The organism is Kocuria sp. NPDC057446, from assembly GCF_042802875.1.
Classification (GTDB): Bacteria; Actinomycetota; Actinomycetes; order Actinomycetales; family Micrococcaceae; genus Kocuria.
This window is the reverse complement of record NZ_JBHVDI010000011.1, coordinates 14,621-38,095: the sequence shown is the minus strand read 5'-3', so window position 1 is coordinate 38,095 and position 23,475 is coordinate 14,621. Positions and strand designations below refer to the sequence as shown.

Sequence of the window (23,475 nt, the reverse complement as noted above, 5' to 3'; positions counted from 1 at the left end):
GCACATGCAGTCCGACGAGGGCACGACCAGCACGTCCGGCGCCGCGGCACCGGGCGGCAGCGCGCACCAGGGACGCCGGGGATTCGACGTGCTCTTCCTGCTGCAGCAGTTCAGCACCGAGGCCGAGCGCTACGCGGACCAGGTCCGCCGCCGCTTCGGCCTGGCGCACAAGGACGTCCACGCCCTCAACGAGGTCATGCAGGCCAACCGCGACGGCCGGCCGGTGCGCGCCGGGGACATCGCCCGGCGGCTCGTGCTGAGCGGCTCCGCGACCACCACGGTCATCAAGCGGCTGGTGGCCGCGGGCCACCTGGTGCGCGCGGTCGACCCCCGCGACCGGCGGGAGATCAGCCTCCAGGCCACGGAGCACGCCTACCGCTCCGGCCGCCGGATGTTCTCGGCCATGGGCGAGGAGGTCCTCGCGGTGCTCGACGACTGCACCGACGAGGAGATCGACGTCCTGCGCCGGCGCCTGCCCCAGCTCACCGAGGCGGTCCGCCGGGCCGGCTACCGGGCGGGGGAGGGAGGGCCCGAGGACGGGACCCCGCAGGAGGCCCCGGTCCCGCCGGCCCCCGAGGAACCGGGGGCGAGTCCGCGGACGGCGTGACGCGGACCATTGATTCGATTATCGAAGGACTGTGGTGAAATGGGGGAATGGTGACGGTCTTCTCGCGCGAATCGGCTTTCTCGAGCGCCCGTCCGGGCACCGGGACGCGGACCGGGGGCGGTGGTGGGCGAGAGCCTGCCCGGGCGCCCGTCCTGGCGGAGTTCCTCGCCGAGGCCACCGGCCGCGCGGAGGCCGTGGACCCCGGCTTCGCCCGGCTGTGGGGCGAGGTCTCCCGGCTCAGCTCCGGCGGCAAGCAGATCCGCCCCCGCCTGGTGCGCCTCGCGGCCGGCGCCTATCCCGCGCCCGAGCCGGATGCCGTGGTCGAGTCCGTCGGCGCGGCGTTCGAGCTGCTGCACACCGCCCTCATCGTGCACGACGACGTCATCGACCAGGACGAGCAGCGCCGGCACCAGCCCACCATCAACGCCGCCGCCGCCTCCCGGGCGTTCGCCTCGGGCTCGGGGCCCGACCAGGCGCGCCAGTACGGCGCGAGCGTCGGCGTCATCGCCGGGGACCTCGCCCTCGCCGGCGCGTACCGGCTCGTGGCCCGTTCCGGGCTCTCCCCCGAGCGGCTGCCCCGCCTGCTCGACCTGCTCGACGCGGCCCTGTTCTCCTCGGCCGCGGGCGAGCTGCTCGACGTCGACCACACGCTGCCAGGGGCCCGTCCCGGGCGCGAGCAGATCCTGGCGGCCACGTGCCTGAAGACCGCGGTCTACTCCTTCGAGACGCCGCTGCAGGCCGGCGGGGTGCTCGGCGGGGCCCCCGACGGGGACGTGGAGGTGCTCGGGCGCCTGGGCCGGACCGTGGGCACGGCGTACCAGCTCGTGGACGACCTGCTCGGCGTCTTCGGGGACCCCGGGGCCACGGGCAAGTCCGCGGTCAGCGACCTGCGGGAGGGCAAGCGGACCATGCTCGTCGCCGCCGCGCAGCGCACCCCTGCCGGCGAGGAGCTCGACGCGATCCTGGGCCGCCACGAGATCACCGGCGAGCAGGCCCTGCGGGCCCGGGACCTGCTCGAGCAGTGCGGAGCGCGCCGGGAGGTCGAGGACATGGTCGCCGAGTGCGCCGACGAGGCCCGGGCCCTGCTCGACGACGCCGGGCTGCCCGCGTCCCTGACCCAGGACCTGCGCCGCATCGTGGCCGGGGCCACGGAGCGCATCCGGTGAGCGCCGCCCAGCACGCCGGGTCCCCGGCCGAGGCCGCCGCCCGGTACGACGACACCGCCCAGCAGGCCGCCGCGACCGTGATCAGCCGCTACTCCACGTCCTTCGGCCTCGCCTGCCGGCTGCTCGGCCCGGAGATCCGCCCGCACGTCTACGCCGTCTACGCCCTGGTGCGGATCGCCGACGAGATCGTCGACGGCGCCAGCGCCGGCGCCGGCGTCCCGCCCGGGGGCTCGCGGGAGCTGCTGGACGACCTCGAGGACGAGACCTACCGGGCGATCGAGCGCGGCTTCAGCAGCAACCTCGTGGTGCACGCCTTCGCCCGCACGGCCCGCCACGCAGGGATCGGCGCCGACCTCGTGCGCCCGTTCTTCGCGTCGATGCGCGCCGACCTCAGCGAGGACCGGCACAGCGCCGACTCCCTCGACGAGTACGTGTACGGCTCGGCCGAGGTCGTGGGGCTGATGTGCCTGCAGGTCTTCCTGGCCGGCCGGACCGTGCCCGAGCAGTGCCGGGCCGAGCTCGTGGCGGGGGCCCGCCGGCTGGGCGCGGCGTTCCAGAAGGTCAACTTCCTGCGCGACCTGGCCGAGGACTACGGGGAGCTCGGCCGCGTGTACTTCCCCGGCGTGGAGCCCGGGGAGTTCTCCGAGACCGAGAAGAACCGTCTCCTCGACGACATCGACGCAGACCTCGCGGCCGCCCGGGCGGTGATCGAGGACCTCCCGAAGTCCTCGCGCGCCGCCGTCCTCGCCGCCCACGACCTGTTCCGGGAGCTGTCCGTGCGGATCCGTGCCACCCCTGCCCGGGAGCTGCTGAGCTCCCGCATCCGCGTGCCCAACCCCCGCAAGGCCGGGCTCGCCGCGGCCGCGGTGGTCCGGGCCCGCACCCGCCGCCGCCCCGCCGGGCCCCGGGGGCGGCACGCCGTGGTGGTGGGGGCCGGGATCGCCGGGCTCGCCGCCGCGGGGCTGCTCGCGAAGGACGGCTGGGACGTCACCGTCCTCGAGCGCGGGACGACGACGGGCGGGCGCGCCGGGCGGCTCGAGCGGGACGGCTTCCGCTTCGACACCGGGCCCTCCTGGTACCTCATGCCCGAGGTCTTCGACCACTTCTTCCGGCTCATGGGCTCCAGCGCCGCCGAGGAGCTCGAGCTGCTCCGGCTGGACCCGGCCTACCGGGTGTGGGGCGAGCGCTACGAGCAGCCGATCGACATCCGCTCGGACCTCGAGGACACCGTGGCCCTGTTCGAGTCGGTGGAGCCCGGCGCGGGCGAGCGGATCCGGGCGTACCTGGCCTCGGCGAAGCGGACCTACCAGCTCGCCGTCGACCACTTCCTCTACACCTCCTACGCCTCGTTCACCCCGCTGCTCACCCGTCCGGTGCTGCGGGGCCTGCCCGAGCTCGCCCGCCACCTCACCGGCTCGCTGCACGACTTCGCCGCCGGCACCGTGCAGGACACGAGGCTGCGGCAGGTGCTCGGCTATCCGGCCGTCTTCCTGGCCAGCGCGCCCCGGATGACGCCGTCGCTGTACCACCTCATGAGCCACATGGACCTCACGGACTCCGTCCAGTACCCCCAGGGCGGATTCCGCCGGGTCGTCGAGGCCGTCGAGCGGCTCGCCGTCTCCCACGGTGCGCGGATCCGGACCGGCGCGGACGTGCTGCGGATCAGCACCTCCCCGGCCGCCGACGGCCCGGTGCGCGCCACCGGCGTCGTGTGGCGGGACGCGGACGGGGCGGAGCACGAGCTCGCCGCGGACGTGGTCGTCTCGGCCGCGGACCTGCACCACACGGAGACGGCGCTGCTCCCGCGCGAGCTGCAGAGCTACCCCCAGCGGTACTGGGACCGGCGCCAGACCGGCCCCGGCGCGGTGCTCGTGATGCTCGGGGTGCGCGGCGGGCTGCCCGAGCTGCCGCACCACAGCCTGTTCTTCAGCGAGGACTGGGACACGAACTTCCGGGCGATCTTCGAGGAGCCCACGAGCGTTCCGGACCCCGCGTCCGTGTACGTCTGCAAGCCCTCGGCGACCGATCCCGGGGTGGCGCCGGCCGGGCACGAGAACCTCTTCGTGCTGATCCCGGTCCCCGCCGACCCCGCGCTGGGCGCGGGCGGACCCGACGGCACCGGCTCCCCGCGGGTCGAGGCCGTCGCGGACCGGGTGCTCGACCAGATCGCGGCGTGGGCGGGCGTGCCGGACCTGCGGGAGCGCGTCGTGGTGCGCCACACCGTGGGCCCGGAGGACTTCCGGCGGGACTTCAACTCCTGGCGCGGCAACGTGCTGGGCCCGGCCCACGTGCTCCGGCAGTCCGCGTTCTTCCGGGGCACCAACCGCAGCCGCAAGGTCGCGGGGCTGCACTACTGCGGGGCCTCGACCATCCCCGGCATCGGCCTGCCGATGTGCCTGATCAGCGCGGAGATCCTGCTCAAGGACCTGCGCGGGGACACCTCCACCGGACCGCTGGCAGAACCCCTGGTGCCGCGCGGATGAGCTTCGTGTACCTCGGCTTCCTGCTGTTCAGCCTGGCCGGGATGGTGCTCCTCGACGTGCGCGGAAGGCTGTTCTTCGCCCGGGACCCCCGCCGGGCGGCGCTGGTGCTGCTCGCGGGGCTGGTGTTCTTCCTCGCCTGGGACGTCGCCGGGATCAGCCTCGGCATCTTCCTGCACAGCCAGAGCGTGTGGGCGACGGGCTGGATGGTCGCCCCGCAGATCCCGGTCGAGGAGGTCGTGTTCCTCGTGTTCCTCTGCTACCTCACGATGAACCTGGTCCGGCTCACGGAGCAGGCGCTGGCGCGCCGCGCCGCCGCGGCGGACCCGGGACGCGAGGAGGCGGACGCCCCGTGACCTACGCCCTCGTCATCCCCGTCTTCCTCGCGCTCGCCCTGACCCCGGCGACCCTGCTGGTCCGCCGGCCGTCCCCGGCGCCGCCGCGCCGCCGGGCCCTGGCCGTGCTCGGGATCTCCTTCCTGGTGCTCGCGGTGCTCACGGTCGTGTTCGACAACCTCATGATCGCCGCCGGCTTCTTCGACTACGGGGCCGGGCACATCACGGAGCTGCGGATCGGCCTGGTGCCGGTCGAGGACTTCGCGTACCCGCTCGCCGCGCTGCTGCTGCTGCCCTCGCTGTGGTGGGGGCTGGCCGAGCGCGGCCGGCTCACCGCCACCGTGCGGACCCTCGTGGCCACCTCCCGGCCGGTCTCCTGGGTCAACACCGCCTATCCGTTCGCGGCGGCCTACGTCCTGACGACCGGGCGGGTGGACCTGACCCTCGTGGTGGGGACGCTGTTCTTCCTCCTCCCGTACAACCTGCTGATGTACGGGATCAACGACGTCTTCGACTACGAGTCCGATCTCCGCAATCCCCGCAAGGGCGGGGTGGAGGGCGCGCTCGTGGACCGGTCCGAGCACCGGATGGTCCTCGTGGGCTCGGTGCTGACGGCGCTGCCCTTCTTGGCGTACCTGTTCCTGGTGGGCGGGGCGGCCGCGGCGGGGGTGCTCGCGGTGAGCCTGTTCGCGGTGGTGGCCTACAGCCTGCGGGGGCTGCGCTTCAAGGAGGTCCCGGTCCTGGACTCGGCGACCTCCGCCGCGCACTTCGTGTCCCCGGCCGTCTACGGCCTCGTGCTCGCCGGGGCGGACCTGTCCCCGGGGCTCGTGGCCCTGTGCGCCGGGTTCTTCCTGTGGTCGATGGCCTCGCAGGCGTTCGGGGCCGTGCAGGACGTGCAGGCGGACCGGGAGGGCGGGCTGCGCTCGATCGCGACGGTCCTGGGGGCCCGGGCCACGGTGTGGACCGCCGCGGCGTTCTACCTCGCCGCCGGGGTGCTCCTGCTGCTCACCCCCTGGCCGGGACCGGTGGCGTCCTTCCTGGTGCTGCCCTACCTCGCGAACCTCGTGCCGTTCCTGACCATCACGGACGCCGGCTGCGAGCGCGCCCACCGGGGCTGGCGGCGGTTCCTGTGGCTGAACTACCTCACCGGGTTCCTCGCGACGCTGCTGCTGCTCCAGGCGTGGGAGCTCGCCCACTGACCGCTCCCCACCCGGGGAGGGCACTACCCGAGGCGCCGCAGCAGCTTCTCGGTCGAGATCATGGCCCCGCCCAGCACCGCGGGCAGACCGCCGCCCGGGTGCACTGAGGCGCCCACCCGCCACAGCCAGGGCCGCAGCGGACTGCGGTGGGCGGGGGAGTGGAACGGGCCGCTGCGCCACGAGGGCCGCACCGCCCCGTACAGCGCCCCGCCCGCCGAGCCGTGCGCGGCGAAGTGCGCGGGGTCCAGGATCTCCGTGCTCCGGAAGCGGTCCGTGAGCGGTCCGGGCAGGCCGAGCACCCGCGCCGTGCGCTCGAGCTCGCGCGCCACGAACGGGTCCTCGAGCGAGTAGGACCTCCCGTTGGCCGGTGCGGTCAGCAGCAGGGCGAGCGTGGCCGCGCTGTTGGGGTGGACCCCGTGCGCCGGGTAGTGGTTCGCGAAGGCCATGGTCTGCGCGGGTTCGTTGCCGGCCTCCAGGTCGGCGTAGAGGTCGGCGGGGCGGTCGGGCAGGAGCACGCCGTGCCGGGGTGTGCCCGCGGGCAGCTCGTCGTGGAGGACCGCGTAGATCGCGACGGCCGAGCAGCTGAGCCGGCGCGGGACCCGGGGGGCGCGGCCCGCGAGCAGCCCGTCCAGCCGGTGGGCGTCGAGCCCGCTCACCACGGCGTCGGCCGGGTGCTCCCCCCGGTCCGTGCGGACGCTCCGGCGGGCCACGGCGGTCACCGGTTCGCCGGTGCGCAGCTCGACCCCGGCGTCCACGGCCAGGCGCCGCAGCGCCTCGACCAGCTCGTGCACACCGCCCCGGGGGATCCAGACGCCGTCGCGGGCCATGACGGCGGGCATGCTCGCGTACAGCGCCGGGGTCCGGGCGGGGCCGACGCCGGCGTTGAGGGTGTGGATGGCGATGACCTCGCGCAGGCCCTCCGGCATCCAGGAGAGGCTGTCGAGGTAGTCGCGGGTCGTGAGCCGGCGCCCGTACAGCTTCCCGAGCCGGCCCAGCGCCGGATAGGCCGCCCGGTCCAGGACGTCGGTGGTCAGCAGCCGCGTGATGTCCGGGCCGAGCACGCCGTGCTCGGCCTCGAAGCGGGTCCACGCGGCGTGCCACGGATGCCCGGGCGGGACCGGCAGCTCGCACCGCTCGCCGCGGTAGTAGTACGTGCCGACCTCGGGCAGGCGCTCCAGCTCGAGCCCGGCCGTCTCCGCGGCCCGCGGCCCGCGGCCCCCCGGCCGCGCGGCGCCGGCGTCCCGCAGGCGGTCCAGGCGGCGGAGGAGCTCCTCCCACACGCCCGGGAAGGTGAACAGGGACGGGCCGGTGTCCAGGCGCTGACCCTCGGACTCGAGGCGGCGGCTCTTGCCGCCGAGGTGGTCGGCGGCCTCGAAGAGGGTGACGCGGTGACCGGCGTGGCCGAGCAGGGCGGCCGACGTCAGCCCCCCGACGCCGCCGCCGACGACGACGACGCGGCTCACGGGTACAGCCCGAAGAACAGCGCCACCGTCAGCTGCACACCGGCCACGGCGCCGGCGACGTAGGGGAAGGCGATCGAGTACCGGTACAGCCGGTGCCCGGTCCCGGGCCGCGGGTCCCGCAGCAGGCAGACCACGAGCCACCCGGCGATGAGGGCGTTGACCGCGGCCACCGGCAGGCTGACCAGCGCGAAGCCGAGCGTGGACGCGGCCCACCAGGCGCCGCTCCACAGCGCCGTCCCGCGCGGGCCCAGCCGGACCGCCGTGGTGCTGATGCCCGCCGCGCGGTCCTCGTCGATGTCCTGGACGGCGTCGAACGCGTGCTTGGCCACGCTCCACGCCATCAGACCGAGCGCGGCGGGCCACACGGGAGCGGCCCCCAGCGCGAGGGCGACGAAGACCAGCGGCAGCGCGTAGGCGGCGTTGCTCAGCGAGTCCAGGCCGGGCCGGGCCTTGAAGCGCAGGGGAGGGGCCGAGTAGAACACGAAGACCAGCACGTAGCCCGCGATCCAGCCCAGCGCCGCCGGGGGCAGGGTGGCCGCGAACCAGAGCACGAACGGGACGTTGGTGACGAGCACCGCGGTCAGGATCGTGCGCACCTCGTCGGACCTGATGAGGGCGCCCTCGAGCGAGCCCTTGCGCGGGTTGTGGGCGTCGGTGTCCTGGTCGAAGACGTCGTTGACGCCGTAGATCAGCAGGTTGAAGGGGAGGGTGAGCCACAGCAGCAGCGGCAGCGCCTCCCACCGCCACAGCGAGCCGGCCAGCCACATGCCCACCACGCCGGTGCCCAGGGCGTTGATCCACAGCACCGGGCGCGAGATGTGCACGATCCGCTGGAATGCGGGGGCGAATCCGGCCTGGGGCACGGCGGCGGACCTCCTCGGGCGTCAGGTGACCCGGGGGTCCGGGTGCACTCCAGCCTACGTCGGTTCCGCGGCCCGTGCGGCGGCGTCCGTCAGGTCGTGCGCCGTCGCGCCGCGGGGCAGACTGTGGGGGTGCGCATGATGCTGCTGACCTCCGGAACCCGCGGCGACGTGGAGCCGTTCGCGGCCCTGGCCCGGTACGCGACCGCGCAGGGCCACCGGGTCCGGCTGGGCGTGCCGGAGAACTCCGGGGTGGACCTCACCGGGGTCGACGCCGTGGGCCTGGACGTGGACTTCCACCGTCTGATGACCGCCCCCGGGGCCTCGCCGCGGGCGGCGGTGCACCACGTCCGCGCCGAGGTCCGCCCCGGGATGCGGCGGATGTTCTCCGCAACGGTGCGGGAGACCCTGGAGTTCGCCCCGGACCTGGTCCTGCACCACCCGCTGGTCCTCACCGCGCCGGCCGTGGCGGACGCCCTCGGCGTCCCCCGCGCGCTGGCCGAGTTCGTGCCCGTGGCGACGCCCACCCGGGAGTTCCCCGCACCGGGCGGCCCCACGGTCTCGAAGGATCTCGGGCGGTTCAACCGGGCGACCTACGCGGTCCCCCGCAGCGGGGCGCGGCTCTTCCGGCGGGACGTCGAACACGCCTGCCGGCAGCTGCCCGGCGGCCGGGCGCCCCGGCACCCCGCACCCTCCCGCGCCACACTGATGGGGATCAGCCCGCAGCTGCTGCCCCGGCCCGCCGACTGGCCGGCCCAGGTGCACCTCACCGGCTCCTGGCACCCCGGTGCCGGTGCCCCCGAACCGGATCCGGCGGTGGCCGAGTTCGTCCGGGGCGGGTCCTGCCTGGTGGCCACCTTCGGCTCCATGCGCGCCGGGGACCCGTCCGCGCGGGGGAGGACGGTGGTGGACAGCGCCCGCGCCCACGGCCTGCGCACCCTGCTCGTCACGGGCTGGGGCGGACTGGCCCTGCCGGAGGACCGCCGGGGCGAGGACGTGCTCGTCGTGCCCGCCGCGCCGCTGGACGCCGTGCTCCCGGACGCCGCCGTGGCGGTCCACCACGGCGGGGCGGGGACGACGCACACGGTGGCCCGCGCGGGCGTCCCGTCCGTGGTGGTGCCGTTCCTGGTGGACCAGCCCTTCTGGGGGCGGCAGCTGCACCGGCTCGGCATCGCCGCGGCCCCGATCCCGCGCCGGTCGCTGCGGCCGGCGGTCCTGACCCCGGCGGTGCGCGACGCCCTCGCCCGCCGGGAGCGGGCGCAGCAGATCGGGCGCGCGGTGCGGGCGGAGCAGGGCCTGCGGACCGCCCTGGACGTCCTCACCGGCCTCTGAGCCCGGGCCGCGTCCGGAGGGCACGCACGGGACGGGTCCCCGGGCGCCTCGTGGCGGGGACGGCGTCCGTGGCCGGACCCATCAGCGCGGCTGACGGATCAGCGTGGGAAAACATCGCTTTTCCGCACGGACGGTGCCCTCGATACTGGAGGGACCGGGCGACGCCCCGCCCGCCACCACCCCTCCCGGAGGACCGCACCATGACCGTCGACCTGCTCCCGCCCCGTTCCCCCGAGGCCTCCTCGCGCCCGGACGACGCCTCCGGCCGAAGGGCGGCGGCACCGCTCCGGCGGGACGGGCGGAACAGCTGGTCCGACGTCGAGCAGGCCTGCCCGTACTGCGCGGGCCCCGAGACCGACTGATCGGCGCACCGCCCCCGACGGCCGGATCCCCGTCGTAGTGTGGTCGGGAGCACCCGACCGTCAGGAGGTCCGCCATGCAGCGGCGTCTGCCCCGGTGGTCCGAGCTGCGCCCGCTCCTGCAGTTCGAGACCCCCACCCTCGACCGCCGCGCGGCCCGGCTGGCCGGGGCCGCCGACCTCTGGGACCTGCGCCGGATCGCCCGCCGCCGCACCCCGCGCCCGGCGTTCGACTACGCGGACGGCGCCGCCCAGCGCGAGCTGACCCGCCGGCGCTCGCGCGAGGCGTTCGACGCGGTCGAGCTGCTGCCCCGGATCCTGCACGGCATCGCCGCCCCGGACCTGTCCACGCCGATCGCCGGGACCCGGTCGGCGCTGCCGTTCGGCATCGCCCCGACCGGCTTCACCCGCTTCATGCACGCGGAGGGCGAGATCGGGGGAGTCCGCGCGGCGGAGCAGGCCGGCGTCCCGTTCACGCTGTCCACCATGGGCACCCGCTCGCTCGAGGAGGTCGCCGCGGCCGCCCCGGACGCGACCCGCTGGTTCCAGCTGTACCTGTGGAAGGACCGGGCCCGGTCCCGGGACCTGCTGGAGCGCGCCGCGGCCCACGGCTACGGCACCCTGCTCGTCACCGTGGACACCCCGGTGGCCGGTCAGCGGCTGCGGGACGTGCGCAACGGCATGGTCATCCCGCCGAGGCTCACGCTGCGGACGGTGGCCGACGCCTCCTGGCGGCCCGGGTGGTGGTTCGACTTCCTCACCACGGACTCCCTGACGTTCGCGTCCCTCTCGAGCACGAGCGCCGACCTGCCCACCATCACGAACTCGATGTTCGACCCGACGCTGTCCTACGAGGACCTCGAGTGGATCCGCTCCGTGTGGCCGGGGACGCTCTTCGTGAAGGGCGTGCTGACCCGGGACGACGCCCGGCGGTCCCTGGCCGCCGGGGCCGACGGGCTGGTGGTCTCCAACCACGGCGGCCGCCAGCTGGACCGCGCCCCCGCCTCGCTGCACGCCCTCCCCGAGGTGCGGGACGAGGTGGGGGAGGGCGTCGAGCTGATCCTCGACTCCGGGGTGATGAGCGGGGCCGACGTCCTCACCGCCCTGTGCGCCGGGGCGGACTTCGTGCTCGTCGGCCGGGCCTACCTCTACGGTCTGATGGCCGGCGGGCAGCAGGGCGTGGAGCGGGCGCTCGAGCTGCTGGCCGAGGAGGTGCGGATCAGCATGCAGCTGATGGGCGCCGGCACGGTGGCCGATCTCGGCCCGCACCTGCTCGGCACCCGCAACCATCCCGACCTCTCCCGGCGGGACGCGCCCGGCGACCAGCGCTGAGCCGGACCGCGGCCCCGGCACCGAGGGGTCTCGTTCCGGCGCCACCACCGGCCGAGGGGTCGCGTTCCGTCGTTGTGCGGCCGCGGTTCCGGCCGAACGCGACCCCTCGCGATGGGAGGGGATCCGGACGCGACCCCTCGCGGGCGGCCGGCCCGCGGGCCGCTACAGGTCCGCGAGCACCGACACCGGGTTCTCCACCGCGTCGGCCACCATGCGCAGGAAGCCGCCGGCGGCCCCGCCGTCGCACACCCGGTGGTCGAACGCGAGGGAGAGCTGGGTGACCTTGCGGACGGCCAGCTGCCCGTCGACCACCCACGGGCGGTCGATGATCCGGCCGATCCCGAGGATCGCGACCTCCGGGTGGTTGATGATCGCCGCGGCCCCGTCCGTGCCGAACACGCCGTAGTTGTTGAGGGTGAACGTGGAGCCGGACAGCTCGGCGGGACCGGCCCTGCCGGAGCGGGCGAGCTCGGTGAGCCGCCGGAGCTCGGCGTCGAGCCCGCGGGCGCTCAGGGTGTGCGCGTCGCGGATGTTCGGCACCACGAGCCCCCGGTCGGTCTGCGCCGCGAAGCCCAGGTTCACGCCGTCGAAGCGCACGATCTCCTGGCTGCCGTCCTCGAGGGTCTCGATCCGGGTGGCGAGCTCGGGATGGCGGGCGAGACCGGCGAGCACGAAGCGTGCGATCAGCGCCATGAGCCCCGGCGCGGTGGCCGGGTCCTGCGCCTTGAGCTCGGCGCGCAGCTCGACCAGCCGCGTGGCGTCCACGTCCACCCAGACGGTGGCCTCGGGGATCTCGCTGCGGGAGCGGGTCATGGCCTGCCCGATGACCTTGCGGATCCCGGAGACCGGGATCCGCTCGGCCACCCCGAGCCCCGTGCGGGCGTCCACGGCGGACGGCGCCGGTCCGGCCGGCTCGGGGGCCGGGGACGACGGGGCGGGGCCCGGCGCCGGGGCGGCCGCCGCGGCCACGACGTCGCGGCGCAGGATGAGCCCGCCGGGCCCGGAGCCGCGCACGGTGGAGATGTCGATCCCGCGGTCCTTGGCGAGCTTGCGCACGATCGGCGAGACGACCGTGGGCGCCAGGCGCGGGGCCGAGGCCATCGCGTCGTGGGCGGCGCCGGCGGCCTGGGCCGCGGTCAGCTCCGCCGCCGGGGCGGGAGCGGGGACCGGACCGGCGGCGCCGGCCCGCTTCGGCCGGCGGCGGCGCCCGGCCGTGCCCCCGGCGGGCGTGCCGTAGCCGATGAGCACGCTGCCCGAGCCGGCGTCGTCGTCGGAGGCCGCCGAGCTCGCGGCGACCCCGGCGGCCGCCGCGGGGTCGGCCCCGGCGCGCTCCTCTTCCCGGTAGGACTGCCCGCCCTTGGGGCCGCCGCCCTGCGGGGCGGGGGTCCCGGCCCGGTCCCCGGTGTCCACGGAGATCAGCGGGGCGCCCACGTCGAGGGTCTGCCCCGAGGAGCCGTGCAGCTGGTGCACGGTCCCGGCGAACGGGCACGGGACCTCCACGGCGGACTTGGCGGTCTCCACCTCGGCGATCGGCTGGTCCACGGCGACGGTGTCGCCCACCCGGACGAGCCAGCTCACGAGCTCGGCCTCGGTCAGTCCCTCGCCGAGATCCGGCAGGGTGAACGTCTTCACGGTCATGGTCAGTCCTCCCACTGCAGGTCGTCCACGGCGTCGAGGATGCGGTCGACGCTCGGCAGGTAGTGCTCCTCGAGCTTGGGCGCCGGGTACGGGATGTCGAACCCGGTCACGCGGCGCACGGGCGCGGCCAGGGAGTGGAAGCAGCGCTCCTGGACGCGGGCCACGATCTCGGCCGCCACGGACGCGAAGCCCGGCGCCTCGGCCACGACCACCACGCGCCCGGTCCTCCGCACCGAGGCGGCGACCGTCTCGTCGTCGAACGGGACGATGCTGCGCAGGTCCACGACCTCGAGCGAGCGGCCCTCGGCCGCGGCGGTCACCGCGGCCGCCAGGGCGGTCGGCACGGACGGCCCGTAGGCCAGCAGTGTGGCGTCCTCGCCGGCGCGGGCGACGACGGCGCGGCCCTCCCGGCGCTCGGGCGAGCCCTGCTCGTAGCGGTCCTTCAGGTCGGCGAGGTCCACGGGGGCCTTGGACCAGTAGAGCTTCTTGGGCTCGAAGAACACCACGGGGTCGTCGGAGTCGATCGCCTCGCGCAGCATCAGGTACGCGTCCTCGACCGTGGCGGGGGTGAAGACCTTCAGCCCCGGGGTGTGCGCGTAGTAGGCCTCGGAGGAGTCGCAGTGGTGCTCCACGCCGCCGATGCCGCCGGCGTAGGGGATCCGGACGACGATCGGCAGGCGCACCGCGCCCCGGGTGCGGTTGTGCATCTTCGCGATGTGCGAGGCGACCTGCTCGAAGGCCGGGTAGGCGAAGGCGTCGAACTGCATCTCGATGACCGGGCGCATCCGGTTCATCGCCATGCCCACGGCCATGCCGGCGATCCCGGACTCGGCCAGCGGGGTGTCGAAGCACCGGGTGCGGCCGAAGCGCTGCGTCAGCCCGTCGGTGATGCGGAAGACGCCGCCGAGGGTGCCGACGTCCTCGCCGAAGACGACGACGGCGGGATCGGCGGCCAGCGCGTCGGCCAGGGCGGTGTTGAGCGCCTGGGCGAAGGTGGCGGGCTTGACCGGCGGGGCCTCGCCGGCCGGGGCGGGGGCGTGCAGGGTGCTCACTGTCCGGTCTCCTCTCGGGCGAGCTCGGCGGCCAGGAACTGCTCCTGCTCGGCGAGCTGCGGGGTCTGCTCGGTGTAGACGTGGCGGAACAGCTCGAGCGGGTCGACCTCCACGTCGGCGTTCATGCCGTCGCGCAGGGCCGTGGCGACGTCCTCGGCGGCGGCGGCGATGCGCTGCTCCGCCGCGTCGTCGAGCACGCCCTCCGCGCCGAGGTAGGCGCGCATCCGGGTCACCGGGTCCTTGGCGATCCACTCCTGCACCTCGGCGTCGTCCCGGTAGCGGGTGGCGTCGTCGGCGTTGGTGTGCGCCTGCATGCGGTAGGTGTGCGCCTCGACGAGGAGGGGCTCGGACTCGGAGCGGGCCAGGTCCACGGCCCGGCGCAGGGTGGCGAGCAGCGCCACGAGGTCGTTGCCGTCCACGCGCTCGCCGGCCATGCCGTAGCCGACCGCCTTGTGGGCGAGGCTCGGGGCGGCGGACTGCTGGGACAGGGGCACGGAGATCGCGTAGCCGTTGTTCTGCACGAAGAACACGACCGGCAGCTTGAACACGGCCGCGAAGTTCAGGGCCTCGTGGAAGTCGCCCTCGCTGGTGGCGCCGTCGCCGCACATCGCCAGGACCACGGTGTCCTCGCCCCGCAGCTTGGCGGCGTGCGCCACGCCCACCGCGTGCAGCAGCTGGGTGGTCAGCGGGGTGGACTGGATGCCCACGCAGTGCTCGTAGGGGTCGTAGCCGCCGTGCCACTCGCCGCGGAAGATCGCCATGACCTGCATCGGGTCCACGCCCTTGGTCATGACCGCCACGGTGTCCCGGTAGGTGGGGAACAGCCAGTCGCCCTCCTCGAGGCACAGGGCGGCCGCCACCTGGCAGGCCTCCTGGCCGTGGCTGGACGGATAGACGGCCATGCGGCCCTGGCGGACCAGCGCGGAGTTCTGGTCGTTGACGCGCCGGCCGACCACCAGCTTCTCGTAGGCCTCCAGCAGGACCTCCCGGGCCGGCAGCGGGTACTCGTGGCCGGGGCCGGTGCCCTGCTCCTCGGGGGCGAGCAGCCGCCCGCTCGGGTCGACCATGCGGATCTCACCGCGGGCCGGGAGCATGTACTGCTCCGGCGTGATGCCGAAGGTCTGGGAGGCCCGGAGGATGGGGTCCTCGGGGGTCTCGACGGTCTGGCTCATGGTGTCCCCTCGGTCGGTCCCCGGTCCGGTCGCGGACCCGGGGAGGCAGGAAGGCTGCTGCAACTCTGTCTCCCCAGTATGCGAACCGGGCATGGTTCGTATCCACAGAACGGGAAAAATGCAGAAGACTGCGCTGGTCACCGCACCGTTCGTGGACGATATGTTCTAGTGTGGCGTGGAGCACACGCATTCGTCCGGCGCGGTCCGGACCCTGCGCCCGATCCACCCCGAAGGAGCCCGCCGTGGCCTCGACCCCCGTGCCCCTCGACGAGACCGACCAGAAGATCCTCGCGGAGCTCTCCCGCGACGCGCGGCAGTCGGTGACGGCGATCGCCGCGGCCGTGCACGTCTCCCGCGCCCACGCCTACGCCCGGATCAACCGGCTCCGGGACGAGGGGGTGATCCTGCGCTTCAGCACCGTGATCGACCCGGTGCGGGCGGGTCTGCAGGCCTCCGCCTACGTGACGCTCAAGCTCCAGCAGAACACCTGGCGGGAACTGTGCGCCCAGCTCCGGGCGATCCCCTCCGTGCACCACATCGCCCTGGTGGGCGGGAACTTCGACGTCATGCTCCTGGTGCGGGCCGTGGACACCGTGCACCTGCGGCAGGTCATCTTCGAGCACATCCAGCAGCTGCCCGGCGTGGTGGACACCCAGACGTTCCTGGTCTTCGAGGACATCGACACCCGCGCCTGACGCGCACGGCCGACGTCACGATCCGTCACGGTCGTCATCTTCCGTCGCGGAGGGACACCCACTACCTCTGCGCATAGTGTTGGTCCAGCTTCACGAGACGTGACCGCCAAGCTCCGACTGGGTCACGCACCAACCCCATGCTCATTGGGTGGTTCGGATGAGGAAGCGGCCTGCATCCTCCGCGGCGCCCCACCGGGGGACCGCGGCCGTCCGGTGCGGGTAAGAGCAAGGCACAGGAGCAGCGCCATGTCCATCCCCGTCACCGACCACGACCTCGCGACCCGGCAGATCCACGCCGGCACCTCCGACCCGGTCGTCCAGCGCACCCTGACGGTGCCGATCTACCAGACCGCGGCCTTCGAGTTCCCGGACTACGAGGCGGCCCGGCAGATGTTCGCCCAGACCCGGGCGGGCTTCACCTACACGCGCACCGGCAACCCCACGGTGGCCGTGCTCGAGCAGCGGATCAGCGACCTCGAGGGCGGCACGGGCGCGGTGGCGACAGGCTCCGGGCAGTCCGCCGTGGCCGTGGCGCTGCTGGCCCTGCTCGGTCAGGGCGCCGGCAAGCACCTCGTGGCCTCCGAGAAGCTCTACGGCGGCACGGTGGACCTGCTCACCGACTCCTTCGCGGACTGCGGCATCGAGGTCTCCTTCGTGGACCCGACCGCCCCAGGGGCGTGGGCCGCGGCCGTGCGCCCCGACACCCGCGCGTTCCTGCTCGAGTCCATCGGCAACCCGCTGGCCACCCTCCCGGACCTGCCCGGGATCGCCGATGTCGCCCGGGCCGCCGGGGTGCCCGTCGTCGTCGACAACACCCTCGCGTCCCCGGCCCTGTACCGGCCGCTGGAGAAGGGCGCCGACATCGTGGTGCACTCCGCCACGAAGTTCCTGGGCGGGCACGGCAACGCGCTCGCCGGGGCGGTCGTGGACGGCGGGACCTTCGACTGGTCCGCCCGGCCCGGGAAGTGGCCGCAGTTCACCCGGGCCCGCGCCCGCTGGGGCGGGCAGAGCCTCGTCGAGAAGTGCGCCGCGGCCAGCCCCTACCTGCACCTGGTCCGAGCCAAGTACGTGCACGACCTCGGCACCACGCTGTCCCCGTTCAACGCCGCCCAGATCCTGCAGGGCACCGAGACCCTCGACCTGCGCGTGAGCCGCCACACGGCCTCGGCGCTGACGGTGGCCGAGTTCCTGACCGGGCACCCCGCCGTCGCCCGCGTGCACCACCCCGGCGTGCCCGGCGACCCCGGCGCCGGCATCGCGGCCCGGGACTTCCCGCGCGGGACCGGCTCCGTGTTCTCCTTCGACCTCGCCGCCCCGGACGACGCCGTGGGGCCGTTCATCGACGCGCTGCGGCTGTTCAAGCTGGTCGCCAACGTCGGGGACACCCGCAGCCTCGTGGCCCACCCGGCGGCGATGACGCACTGCCGCCTGACCCCCGAGCAGCGCCGGGCCGGCGGGATCGCCGAGACCACGATCCGGCTGTCGATCGGCCTCGAGTCCCCCCAGGACCTCGTGGCCGACCTCGGCCGGGCCCTCGACACCGTCGCCACCACCGTCCAGACCTCCCGGAAGTGAGACCCGCCATGACGTCCGCCACCGAGCCCCGCACCCGCCACCGGGGCTTCACCACCACCGCCGTCCACGCCGGACAGGAGCCCGATCCGCTGACCGGGGCGGTCATCCCGCCGATCTACCAGACCTCCACGTTCGCCCAGGACGGGATCAACGTGCTGCGCGCCGGGCACGAGTACAGCCGCGGCTCCAACCCCACCCGCAGCGGTTTCGAGGAGCAGCTCGCGGCCCTGGAGCGCGGCGAGCGCGGGTTCGCCTTCGCCTCGGGGATCGCCGCCGAGGACGCCCTGCTGCGCGCGGTGCTGCGCCCGGGCGACCACATCGTGCTCGGCGCCGACGGCTACGGCGGCACCAACCGGCTGATCACCAGGGTGCTCGCCCCGTGGGACATCGGGCACACACCCGTGGAGATCACGGACCTCGGCGCCGTCCGGGCGGCCGTGCGGACCGGCACCACGAAGGTCCTGTGGCTCGAGACGCCGTCCAACCCGCTGCTCGGCATCGCCGACGTCGCCGCCTGGGCGCAGCTGGCCCGGGACGCCGGGGCGCTGCTCGTCGTCGACAACACCTTCGCGTCCCCGTACCTGCAGAACCCCCTGGAGCTCGGCGCGCACGCCGTGGTGCACTCCACCACCAAGTACATCGGCGGGCACTCCGACGTGCTCGGCGGCGCCGTGGTCGTCGGGGCGGCCGAGTGGAGCGGGGCCCCGCTCGCCGAGGCCGTCGGCTTCCAGCAGTTCGCCGCCGGCGCCGTGGCCGGTCCCCAGGACAGCTACCTGGCCGCCCGCGGGCTCAAGACCCTGAGCCTGCGGATGGAGCGCCACCAGGACAACGCGCAGCGGATCGCCGAGTGGCTCCTGGAGCGCCCCGAGGTCGCCCAGGTGCTCTACCCCGGGCTGCCCGAGCACCCCGGTCACGCGCTCGCCGCCGCGCAGATGCGCGGCTTCGGCGGCATGGTCTCCTTCCGCCTGGCCGGCGGGGAGGCCGCGGCCCGCGCGGTGGCGGAGGGCACGCGGCTGTACTCGCTGTCGGTGAGCCTCGGCGGGGTGGAGTCCCTGATCTGCTACCCCTCCGAGATGACGCACGCCTCGGTCCGGGGCACGGCGCTGGCCGTGCCCGTGGACCTGGTGCGGCTCTCGGTGGGCATCGAGGACGTCGAGGACCAGCTCGAGGACCTCGACCGAGCGCTCACCGGCGTCTCCTGACCCGGCGGCCCGCCGCCGGCGGCACTAGCCTGGGCGCATGAGCACCGGCACCCCGCAGGACAGCACCCGGCCCGAGGCCACCCCGCAGGACAGCACCCCGCTCGAGGCCACCCGGCCCGACGGCGATCCGTCCGACAACGGACTGCTCGGGCTGCCCGGACCCGTGGTGGGCACGGAGTGGTTGGCCGGGCACCTCGGCGACCCCCGGCTCGTGCTCGTGGACGCGAGCTCCACGCTCAACCGCGCCGAGGAGGCCCTGCCCGGGGCCGTGCTCCTCGACCTGGACGGGGACTTCTCCGACCCGTCCTCGGAGCTGCCGCACACGGCGCCCCCGGCGGAGCAGCTGACCGCGGCGGCGCGTGCGCTCGGGATCTCGCGCACGAGCACGGTCGTGGCCTACGACGCCAAGGGAATCTTCGCGTCCGCCCGGGTCTGGTGGCTGCTGCGGACCGCGGGCTTCGAGCAGGTCGCCGTCCTCGACGGCGGCCTCCCGGCGTGGGCCGCCGAGGGCCGGCCCACCGGGGCGCACGGCGCGCCGCCCGCCGAGCCCGGCGACGTGGTGCTCGTGCCCCGGGCGGACTCCTTCGCGACGGCGGAGGACGTCGCCCGGGCCCTGACCGATCCGGGCACCACCGTCCTGGACGCCCGCTCCGCCGGCCGGTTCGCGGGCACGGAGCCCGAACCGCGGCCGGGTCTGCGACCCGGGCACATGCCGGGGGCCGTCAGTCTCCCGTACACCGACCTGCAGGACGGGAGCGGCCGGCTCCTGCCCCTGCCGCAGCTGCGGGAGCGGATCGCGGCGGCCGCGCCCGAGGGGCAGCGCCTGGTCGCCAGCTGCGGGTCGGGGCTCACGGCGTGCGTCCTCGCACTGGGCGCGCACCTGGCCGGGCGCGAGGACGTCACGGTCTACGACGGCTCCTGGAGCGAGTGGGGACGACCCGGACCCCGGCCTGTGGTGGGCCCGGCCGGGGTCAGCCCCGGTCCGGGGTCTCCCCGGCAGTCGTGATCCGTCCGGCGTCCGCCCCCGCTCCGTCCGCCGGGGTGTCGTCCAGCGCGGCGGCGAGGATGTTGCGGGCCATCGACGGGAAGATGAACCCGTGGAAGGGCCACACCCCCCACCAGTAGAGCCGGCCCGGGAGGCCCCGCGGGAAGAAGATGGCCCGCTGCGCGTACCGGCTGCCCTCGCCCTCGGGGGTCACGGACAGCTCGAGCCACGCACGCCCGGGAGCCCGCATCTCGGCGTGCAGGAGCAGCTTGTGCCCCTCCTCAATGCTCTCCACGCGCCACCAGTCCACGTACTCGCCCACCTGCAGGTCCGTGGCGTCGCGGCGGCCGCGGTTCAGCCCGGCCCCGCCCACGAGCTTGTCCATCAGACCGCGGACCTGCCACGCGAGGGGCAGCGAGTACCAGCCGTTGCGCCCGCCGATGGACTCGATGACCCGCCACACCTGCTCGGGCCGGGCCGGGCCGGTGCGGCTGCGCTCGTCCACGAACACCGTGCGCCCCGCCCAGTCCGGGTCCGAGGGCAGCGGGTCCGCCGCGGCCTCGGAGGAGCTGTAGTGGACGTCCCACGTGGTCTCCACGGAGTTGTCCTCGATCTTCTTCAGCGCGAGCGCCACGGCGCGGCGGTAGCCCGCCAGACCCTCGGGGGGCGGCGGGATGTGGTCGTCGATGTCGTGCTCGCAGGACACGGCGTCGTGCTGCAGCGACTGCACGAGCGGTACGGCCAGGCCCAGGGGGATCGGGGTGACCATGCCCACCCAGAACCCGGAGAGCCGGGGCGCGGGAAGCGGGAAGTGGAAGACCACCCGCCGGCGCAGTCCGGCGACCCGGGCGTAGCGGCGCATCGCGTCCGCGTAGGTCATGACGTCGCGGGAGCCGATGTCGAAGGTGCGGTTGAGGCCCTCCGGCAGGTCCATCGCCCGGACCAGGTAGTACAGCACGTCCCGGACGGCGATGGGCTCGATGCTGTTGGTGACCCAGGACGGCGCCGGCATGACCGGCAGGGTGTCGCCGAGGTGGCGGATCATCTCGAAGGACGCCGATCCGGAGCCGATGACCACCCCGGCCTGGAAGACCACCGCCGGGACGGGGCACTCGAGCAGGATCTCGCCCACCCGGACCCGGGAGCGCATGTGCTGGGACAGCTCCACGCCCTGGGGGTGCAGCCCCGAGAGGTAGACGATGCGCCGGACCCCGGCGCGCTCCGCGGCCCGGGCCACGGTCCGGGCCATCTCGGCCTCCTCCTCCTCGAACTGCCGGGAGCCGCCCATGGAGTGCACCAGGTAGTACAGGGTGTGCACGTCCTGGCACGCGGCGGTCATCCCGTCGAGGTCGTTGAGGTCGGTCTCGGCGACCTCCACCCGGTCCCGCCACGGCACGGCGCGCAGCTTGCCGGGAGACCGGACGGCGACGCGCACGGCGTGCCCGGCCTCCAGCATCCTGGGCGCCAGGCGCCCTCCGATGTAACCGGTGGCACCGGTGATGAGGACGCGCTGGGGAGAGCTCATGGCCTGCCTTTCGTGCGGGTCCCGCGAGCCTACCAACGCCGCCCGACAGGGGCCCGGCCGGAATCCGCCGGGGCTCTCACCCGCGCTGTCAGCCGCAGCTCTCGAGCGGAGCTCTGGGGCGCAGCGCCCGGGCGCACGTCCTCCCGGGGCCGGACACGGCGGACGGCCGCGTGCCGGAGCATCGCGGCCGTCCGGCCAGCGTCGTGCGGGGAGGGATCAGGGAAGCGCCAGGCGGAACACCTTCGCCCACGCGGAGGCGACCTGCTTCGGCAGGGGCCCGGTGGTGTAGGGGAGCTCGTAGCGCTCGCAGATCTCGCGCACCTTCACGGCGACCTCGGCGTAGCGGTTCGAGGGCAGGTCCGGGAACAGGTGGTGCTCGATCTGGAAGGACAGGTTGCCGGTCATGAGGTGCATCAGCTTCGACCCGGAGATGTTGGCGGAGCCGATCATCTGCCGCACGTACCAGTCGCCGCGGGTCTCGCCCTCGATCTGCGCCTCGGTGAAGGTGTCCGCCCCGGCGGGGAAGTGGCCGCAGAAGATCACGGCGTGCGCCCAGACGTTGCGGACGGCGTTGGCGGTCAGGGTCGCGGCCAGGGCCTGCTTCCCGGAACCGGTCAGGGTCGCGGCGGCGGGGGTGGCCGCGTAGTCCTTCGCCGCCTGCTTGAGGAACTTGGCGCCCAGCGCCTTGACACCGCGCATGAGCTCCGCCTTCGGCTTGCGGCCCTCGCGGTACTCGTCGAGCTCGAGGTCGTAGATCGCGATCCCCCACTCGAAGACCGGGGCGAGCAGGGCGTTGTAGAGCGGGTTGCCGAGGTTCCGGGGCGTCCACTCCTGGTCCTCGTCCATGCGCAGGATGGTGTACCCGACGTCCCGGTCCTTGCCCACCACGTTGGTCCAGGTGTGGTGCAGGTCGTTGTGGGTGTGCTGCCAGGCCCTGGACGGGGTGACGAAGTCCCACTCCCAGGTGGTGGAGTGGATGTCGGGGTCGCGCATCCAGTCCCACTGCCCGTGCAGCACGTTGTGACCGATCTCCATGTTCTCCAGGATCTTGGCGACGGTCAGCATGCCGGTGCCCGCGATCCAGGCGGGCTTGTGCTTGGCGAACAGCAGCGTGGCGCGCCCGGCCAGCTCGAGGGAGCGCTGCGTGGCGATGACGCGGCGGATGTAGGCCGCGTCCTTGGCCCCGCGGGTGGCGATCACGGACTCGCGGATCGCGTCGAGCTCGCGGCCCAGCTCCTCGATCTGCGCGTCGGAGAGGTGGGCGGCGGCGGAGGGCTTGGCCGACTCGGCGGGCCGGCTCGAGTCGAGCAGGAACGGGGTGACGATGGTCATGGGGTCTGTCCTTCGGGAACGGGGTCAGGGAGCACGTGCTGGAAGTTTCGGGTCAGGCGTCGAGGCTGACGGGACCGGCGGCGGTGGACACGCAGGTCTGGACGAGATGGCCGGGCTCGCCGTGGACCTCGCCGGTGCGGGTGTCACGGACCTGCCCGGAGAGCAGCGGGGTCACGCAGGCGTGGCAGATGCCCATGCGGCAGCCGCTGCGCATCATGAGGCCGGCGTCCTCCCCGGCGGCCAGGAGCGTCGTGCCGCTGCCGGCCTCGACCTCCTTGTCGGACTTCTCGAACGTCACGCGCCCGCCCTCCCCGCCGGAGCCGGGGGCGACCACGGCGGCGAACCGCTCGACGCGCAGCTCGCCCTCCTCCCGCTGCCAGAGCGCCTCGGCGGCGTCGAGGAAGTCGGCGGGACCGCAGGCGTAGGCGGCGCGGTCGCGCCAGTCGGGGCACGCGGCGTCGAGGTCGGCGGTGGCCGCGAGGTCGAGGCGGCGTCCGCGCTCGCCGGTGAACCACTGGACGAGGCGGAAGCCGGGGAACTGGTCGGTGAGCTCCAGCAGCTCCTCGCGGAACAGGGACTCCTCCGGGGAGCGCGAGGAGTGGACGAGCACCAGGTCGGCGTCCGCGCGGCGGGGCACGAGGGTGCGGATCATGGACATGACCGGTGTCAGGCCGCTGCCTGCGGTGAGCATCAGCAGCGGGCGCGGGCTCGCGGGGAGGACGAAGTCGCCCTCGGGCGGGGCGAGGAACAGGACGTCGCCGGGCCGGGTGCCCCGGACGAGGGCGGTGGAGACCTTGCCCATCGCCGTCACCGTGATGGCCGGGTCCTGGCCGGCGCCGGTGCTGAGGGAGTAGGAGCGCCAGTGCCGCACGCCGTCGATCTCCACCCCGATGCGGGCCCACTGGCCGGCCTCGTGCGCGTTCCAGCCGCGGCCGGGACGGAAGCGGATCGTCACCGAGTCCGCGGTCTCGGGCACCACGGAGGTCACCAGGCCGCGGAGCTGGCGGGCGCTGGCCAGGGGATCGATGAGCCGCAGGAAGTCCTCGGGGGAGCGCGGGGTGGTGAAGGCCGAAGCCAGGCGGGTGAACAGTCGCAGTTGGGGCACGTAATAACTGTGCCCCAAATCGGACGGCGGTTCTCGTCCCGTCGCGTACTCTTTCAGCAGTG

General features: G+C 74.5%; 20 protein-coding genes and 1 riboswitch. Of the genes, 12 read left to right on the top strand and 8 right to left on the bottom strand.

Annotated features, from left to right (window positions below; genetic code table 11):
- Window positions 1–4: 4 nt before the first annotated feature.
- The 5 genes from ACFU0Y_RS02920 to ACFU0Y_RS02900 are packed head-to-tail and all read left to right on the top strand — an operon-like array spanning window position 5 to window position 5,787.
- Window positions 5–607 (top strand): MarR family winged helix-turn-helix transcriptional regulator, encoded by a 603-nt coding sequence (locus ACFU0Y_RS02920; protein WP_380212944.1) that lies wholly within the window; start codon window positions 5–7, stop codon window positions 605–607.
- A gap of 47 nt (window positions 608–654) precedes the next feature.
- Window positions 655–1,773, top strand: coding sequence for a polyprenyl synthetase family protein (locus ACFU0Y_RS02915; RefSeq protein ID WP_380212943.1), 1,119 nt, complete (start codon window positions 655–657; stop codon window positions 1,771–1,773).
- On the top strand, window positions 1,770–4,256 hold the full coding sequence (crtI, locus tag ACFU0Y_RS02910) for a phytoene desaturase family protein (RefSeq protein WP_380212942.1): 2,487 nt from the start codon (window positions 1,770–1,772) through the stop codon (window positions 4,254–4,256). Before ACFU0Y_RS02915 ends, crtI begins: the two co-directional genes overlap by 4 nt.
- Window positions 4,253–4,609, top strand: a complete 357-nt coding sequence (locus ACFU0Y_RS02905; protein WP_380212941.1) for a lycopene cyclase domain-containing protein — start codon at window positions 4,253–4,255, stop codon at window positions 4,607–4,609. Before crtI ends, ACFU0Y_RS02905 begins: the two co-directional genes overlap by 4 nt.
- Entirely contained in the window at window positions 4,606–5,787 is a 1,182-nt protein-coding gene (locus ACFU0Y_RS02900) for a prenyltransferase (RefSeq protein WP_380212940.1), read from the top strand. Before ACFU0Y_RS02905 ends, ACFU0Y_RS02900 begins: the two co-directional genes overlap by 4 nt.
- Before the next feature lie 23 nt (window positions 5,788–5,810).
- On the opposite strand, the gene ACFU0Y_RS02895 is transcribed toward ACFU0Y_RS02900, so the two are convergent.
- Together ACFU0Y_RS02895 and ACFU0Y_RS02890 are read right to left on the bottom strand one after the other, a co-directional pair.
- Window positions 5,811–7,250: a phytoene desaturase family protein gene (locus tag ACFU0Y_RS02895; protein WP_380212939.1), complete on the bottom strand. Its 1,440-nt coding sequence runs from the start codon at window positions 7,248–7,250 to the stop codon at window positions 5,811–5,813.
- A complete protein-coding gene (locus tag ACFU0Y_RS02890) occupies window positions 7,247–8,113 on the bottom strand; it encodes a UbiA family prenyltransferase (protein WP_380212938.1) in 867 nt (288 codons plus the stop codon). Before ACFU0Y_RS02890 ends, ACFU0Y_RS02895 begins: the two co-directional genes overlap by 4 nt.
- A gap of 135 nt (window positions 8,114–8,248) precedes the next feature.
- On the opposite strand from ACFU0Y_RS02890, the gene ACFU0Y_RS02885 reads away from it, so the two are divergent.
- The 3 genes from ACFU0Y_RS02885 (at window position 8,249) to ACFU0Y_RS02875 (ending at window position 11,132) form a co-directional block, all read left to right on the top strand.
- A complete protein-coding gene (locus tag ACFU0Y_RS02885; RefSeq protein ID WP_380212953.1) occupies window positions 8,249–9,442 on the top strand; it encodes a glycosyltransferase in 1,194 nt (397 codons plus the stop codon).
- A gap of 200 nt (window positions 9,443–9,642) precedes the next feature.
- Window positions 9,643–9,804 carry a hypothetical protein gene (locus ACFU0Y_RS02880; protein WP_380212937.1) on the top strand — a complete coding sequence of 54 codons (162 nt, stop codon included), beginning with the start codon at window positions 9,643–9,645 and terminating at the stop codon, window positions 9,802–9,804.
- Between the two features lie 74 nt (window positions 9,805–9,878).
- A complete protein-coding gene (locus ACFU0Y_RS02875; protein WP_380212936.1) occupies window positions 9,879–11,132 on the top strand; it encodes an alpha-hydroxy acid oxidase in 1,254 nt (417 codons plus the stop codon).
- Between the two features lie 162 nt (window positions 11,133–11,294).
- On the opposite strand, the gene ACFU0Y_RS02870 is transcribed toward ACFU0Y_RS02875, so the two are convergent.
- The 3 genes from ACFU0Y_RS02870 to ACFU0Y_RS02860 are packed head-to-tail and all read right to left on the bottom strand — an operon-like array spanning window position 11,295 to window position 14,994.
- Window positions 11,295–12,770: a dihydrolipoamide acetyltransferase family protein gene (locus ACFU0Y_RS02870; protein ID WP_380212935.1), complete on the bottom strand. Its 1,476-nt coding sequence runs from the start codon at window positions 12,768–12,770 to the stop codon at window positions 11,295–11,297.
- A gap of 2 nt (window positions 12,771–12,772) precedes the next feature.
- Entirely contained in the window at window positions 12,773–13,822 is a 1,050-nt protein-coding gene (locus ACFU0Y_RS02865; RefSeq protein ID WP_380212934.1) for an alpha-ketoacid dehydrogenase subunit beta, read from the bottom strand.
- Window positions 13,819–14,994, bottom strand: coding sequence for a thiamine pyrophosphate-dependent enzyme (locus tag ACFU0Y_RS02860; protein WP_380212933.1), 1,176 nt, complete (start codon window positions 14,992–14,994; stop codon window positions 13,819–13,821). The genes ACFU0Y_RS02865 and ACFU0Y_RS02860 overlap by 4 nt, the downstream gene beginning before the upstream one ends.
- A gap of 242 nt (window positions 14,995–15,236) precedes the next feature.
- On the opposite strand from ACFU0Y_RS02860, the gene ACFU0Y_RS02855 reads away from it, so the two are divergent.
- The 4 genes from ACFU0Y_RS02855 to ACFU0Y_RS02840 all read left to right on the top strand — a co-directional run bounded on the left by ACFU0Y_RS02855 (window position 15,237) and on the right by ACFU0Y_RS02840 (window position 19,472).
- Entirely contained in the window at window positions 15,237–15,689 is a 453-nt protein-coding gene (locus tag ACFU0Y_RS02855) for an Lrp/AsnC family transcriptional regulator (protein WP_380212932.1), read from the top strand.
- 88 nt (window positions 15,690–15,777) lie between these two features.
- Window positions 15,778–15,911: riboswitch (SAM riboswitch) on the top strand.
- Between the two features lie 24 nt (window positions 15,912–15,935).
- Window positions 15,936–17,264: an O-acetylhomoserine aminocarboxypropyltransferase/cysteine synthase family protein gene (locus ACFU0Y_RS02850; protein WP_380212931.1), complete on the top strand. Its 1,329-nt coding sequence runs from the start codon at window positions 15,936–15,938 to the stop codon at window positions 17,262–17,264.
- A gap of 8 nt (window positions 17,265–17,272) precedes the next feature.
- Window positions 17,273–18,466 carry a cystathionine gamma-synthase gene (locus ACFU0Y_RS02845; RefSeq protein ID WP_380212930.1) on the top strand — a complete coding sequence of 398 codons (1,194 nt, stop codon included), beginning with the start codon at window positions 17,273–17,275 and terminating at the stop codon, window positions 18,464–18,466.
- Between the two features lie 37 nt (window positions 18,467–18,503).
- Entirely contained in the window at window positions 18,504–19,472 is a 969-nt protein-coding gene (locus ACFU0Y_RS02840) for a sulfurtransferase (RefSeq protein ID WP_380212929.1), read from the top strand.
- Here ACFU0Y_RS02840 and ACFU0Y_RS02835 read toward each other — a convergent pair.
- The 3 genes from ACFU0Y_RS02835 to ACFU0Y_RS02825 form a co-directional block, all read right to left on the bottom strand.
- Window positions 19,438–20,976, bottom strand: coding sequence for an SDR family oxidoreductase (locus ACFU0Y_RS02835; RefSeq protein WP_380212928.1), 1,539 nt, complete (start codon window positions 20,974–20,976; stop codon window positions 19,438–19,440). The genes ACFU0Y_RS02840 and ACFU0Y_RS02835 overlap by 35 nt on opposite strands.
- Window positions 20,977–21,192: 216 nt before the next feature.
- A complete protein-coding gene (locus ACFU0Y_RS02830) occupies window positions 21,193–22,308 on the bottom strand; it encodes a fatty acid desaturase family protein (RefSeq protein ID WP_380212927.1) in 1,116 nt (371 codons plus the stop codon).
- Window positions 22,309–22,360: 52 nt separating this feature from the next.
- Window positions 22,361–23,413 carry a ferredoxin reductase gene (locus ACFU0Y_RS02825; protein ID WP_380212926.1) on the bottom strand — a complete coding sequence of 351 codons (1,053 nt, stop codon included), beginning with the start codon at window positions 23,411–23,413 and terminating at the stop codon, window positions 22,361–22,363.
- Window positions 23,414–23,475: the final 62 nt, after the last annotated feature.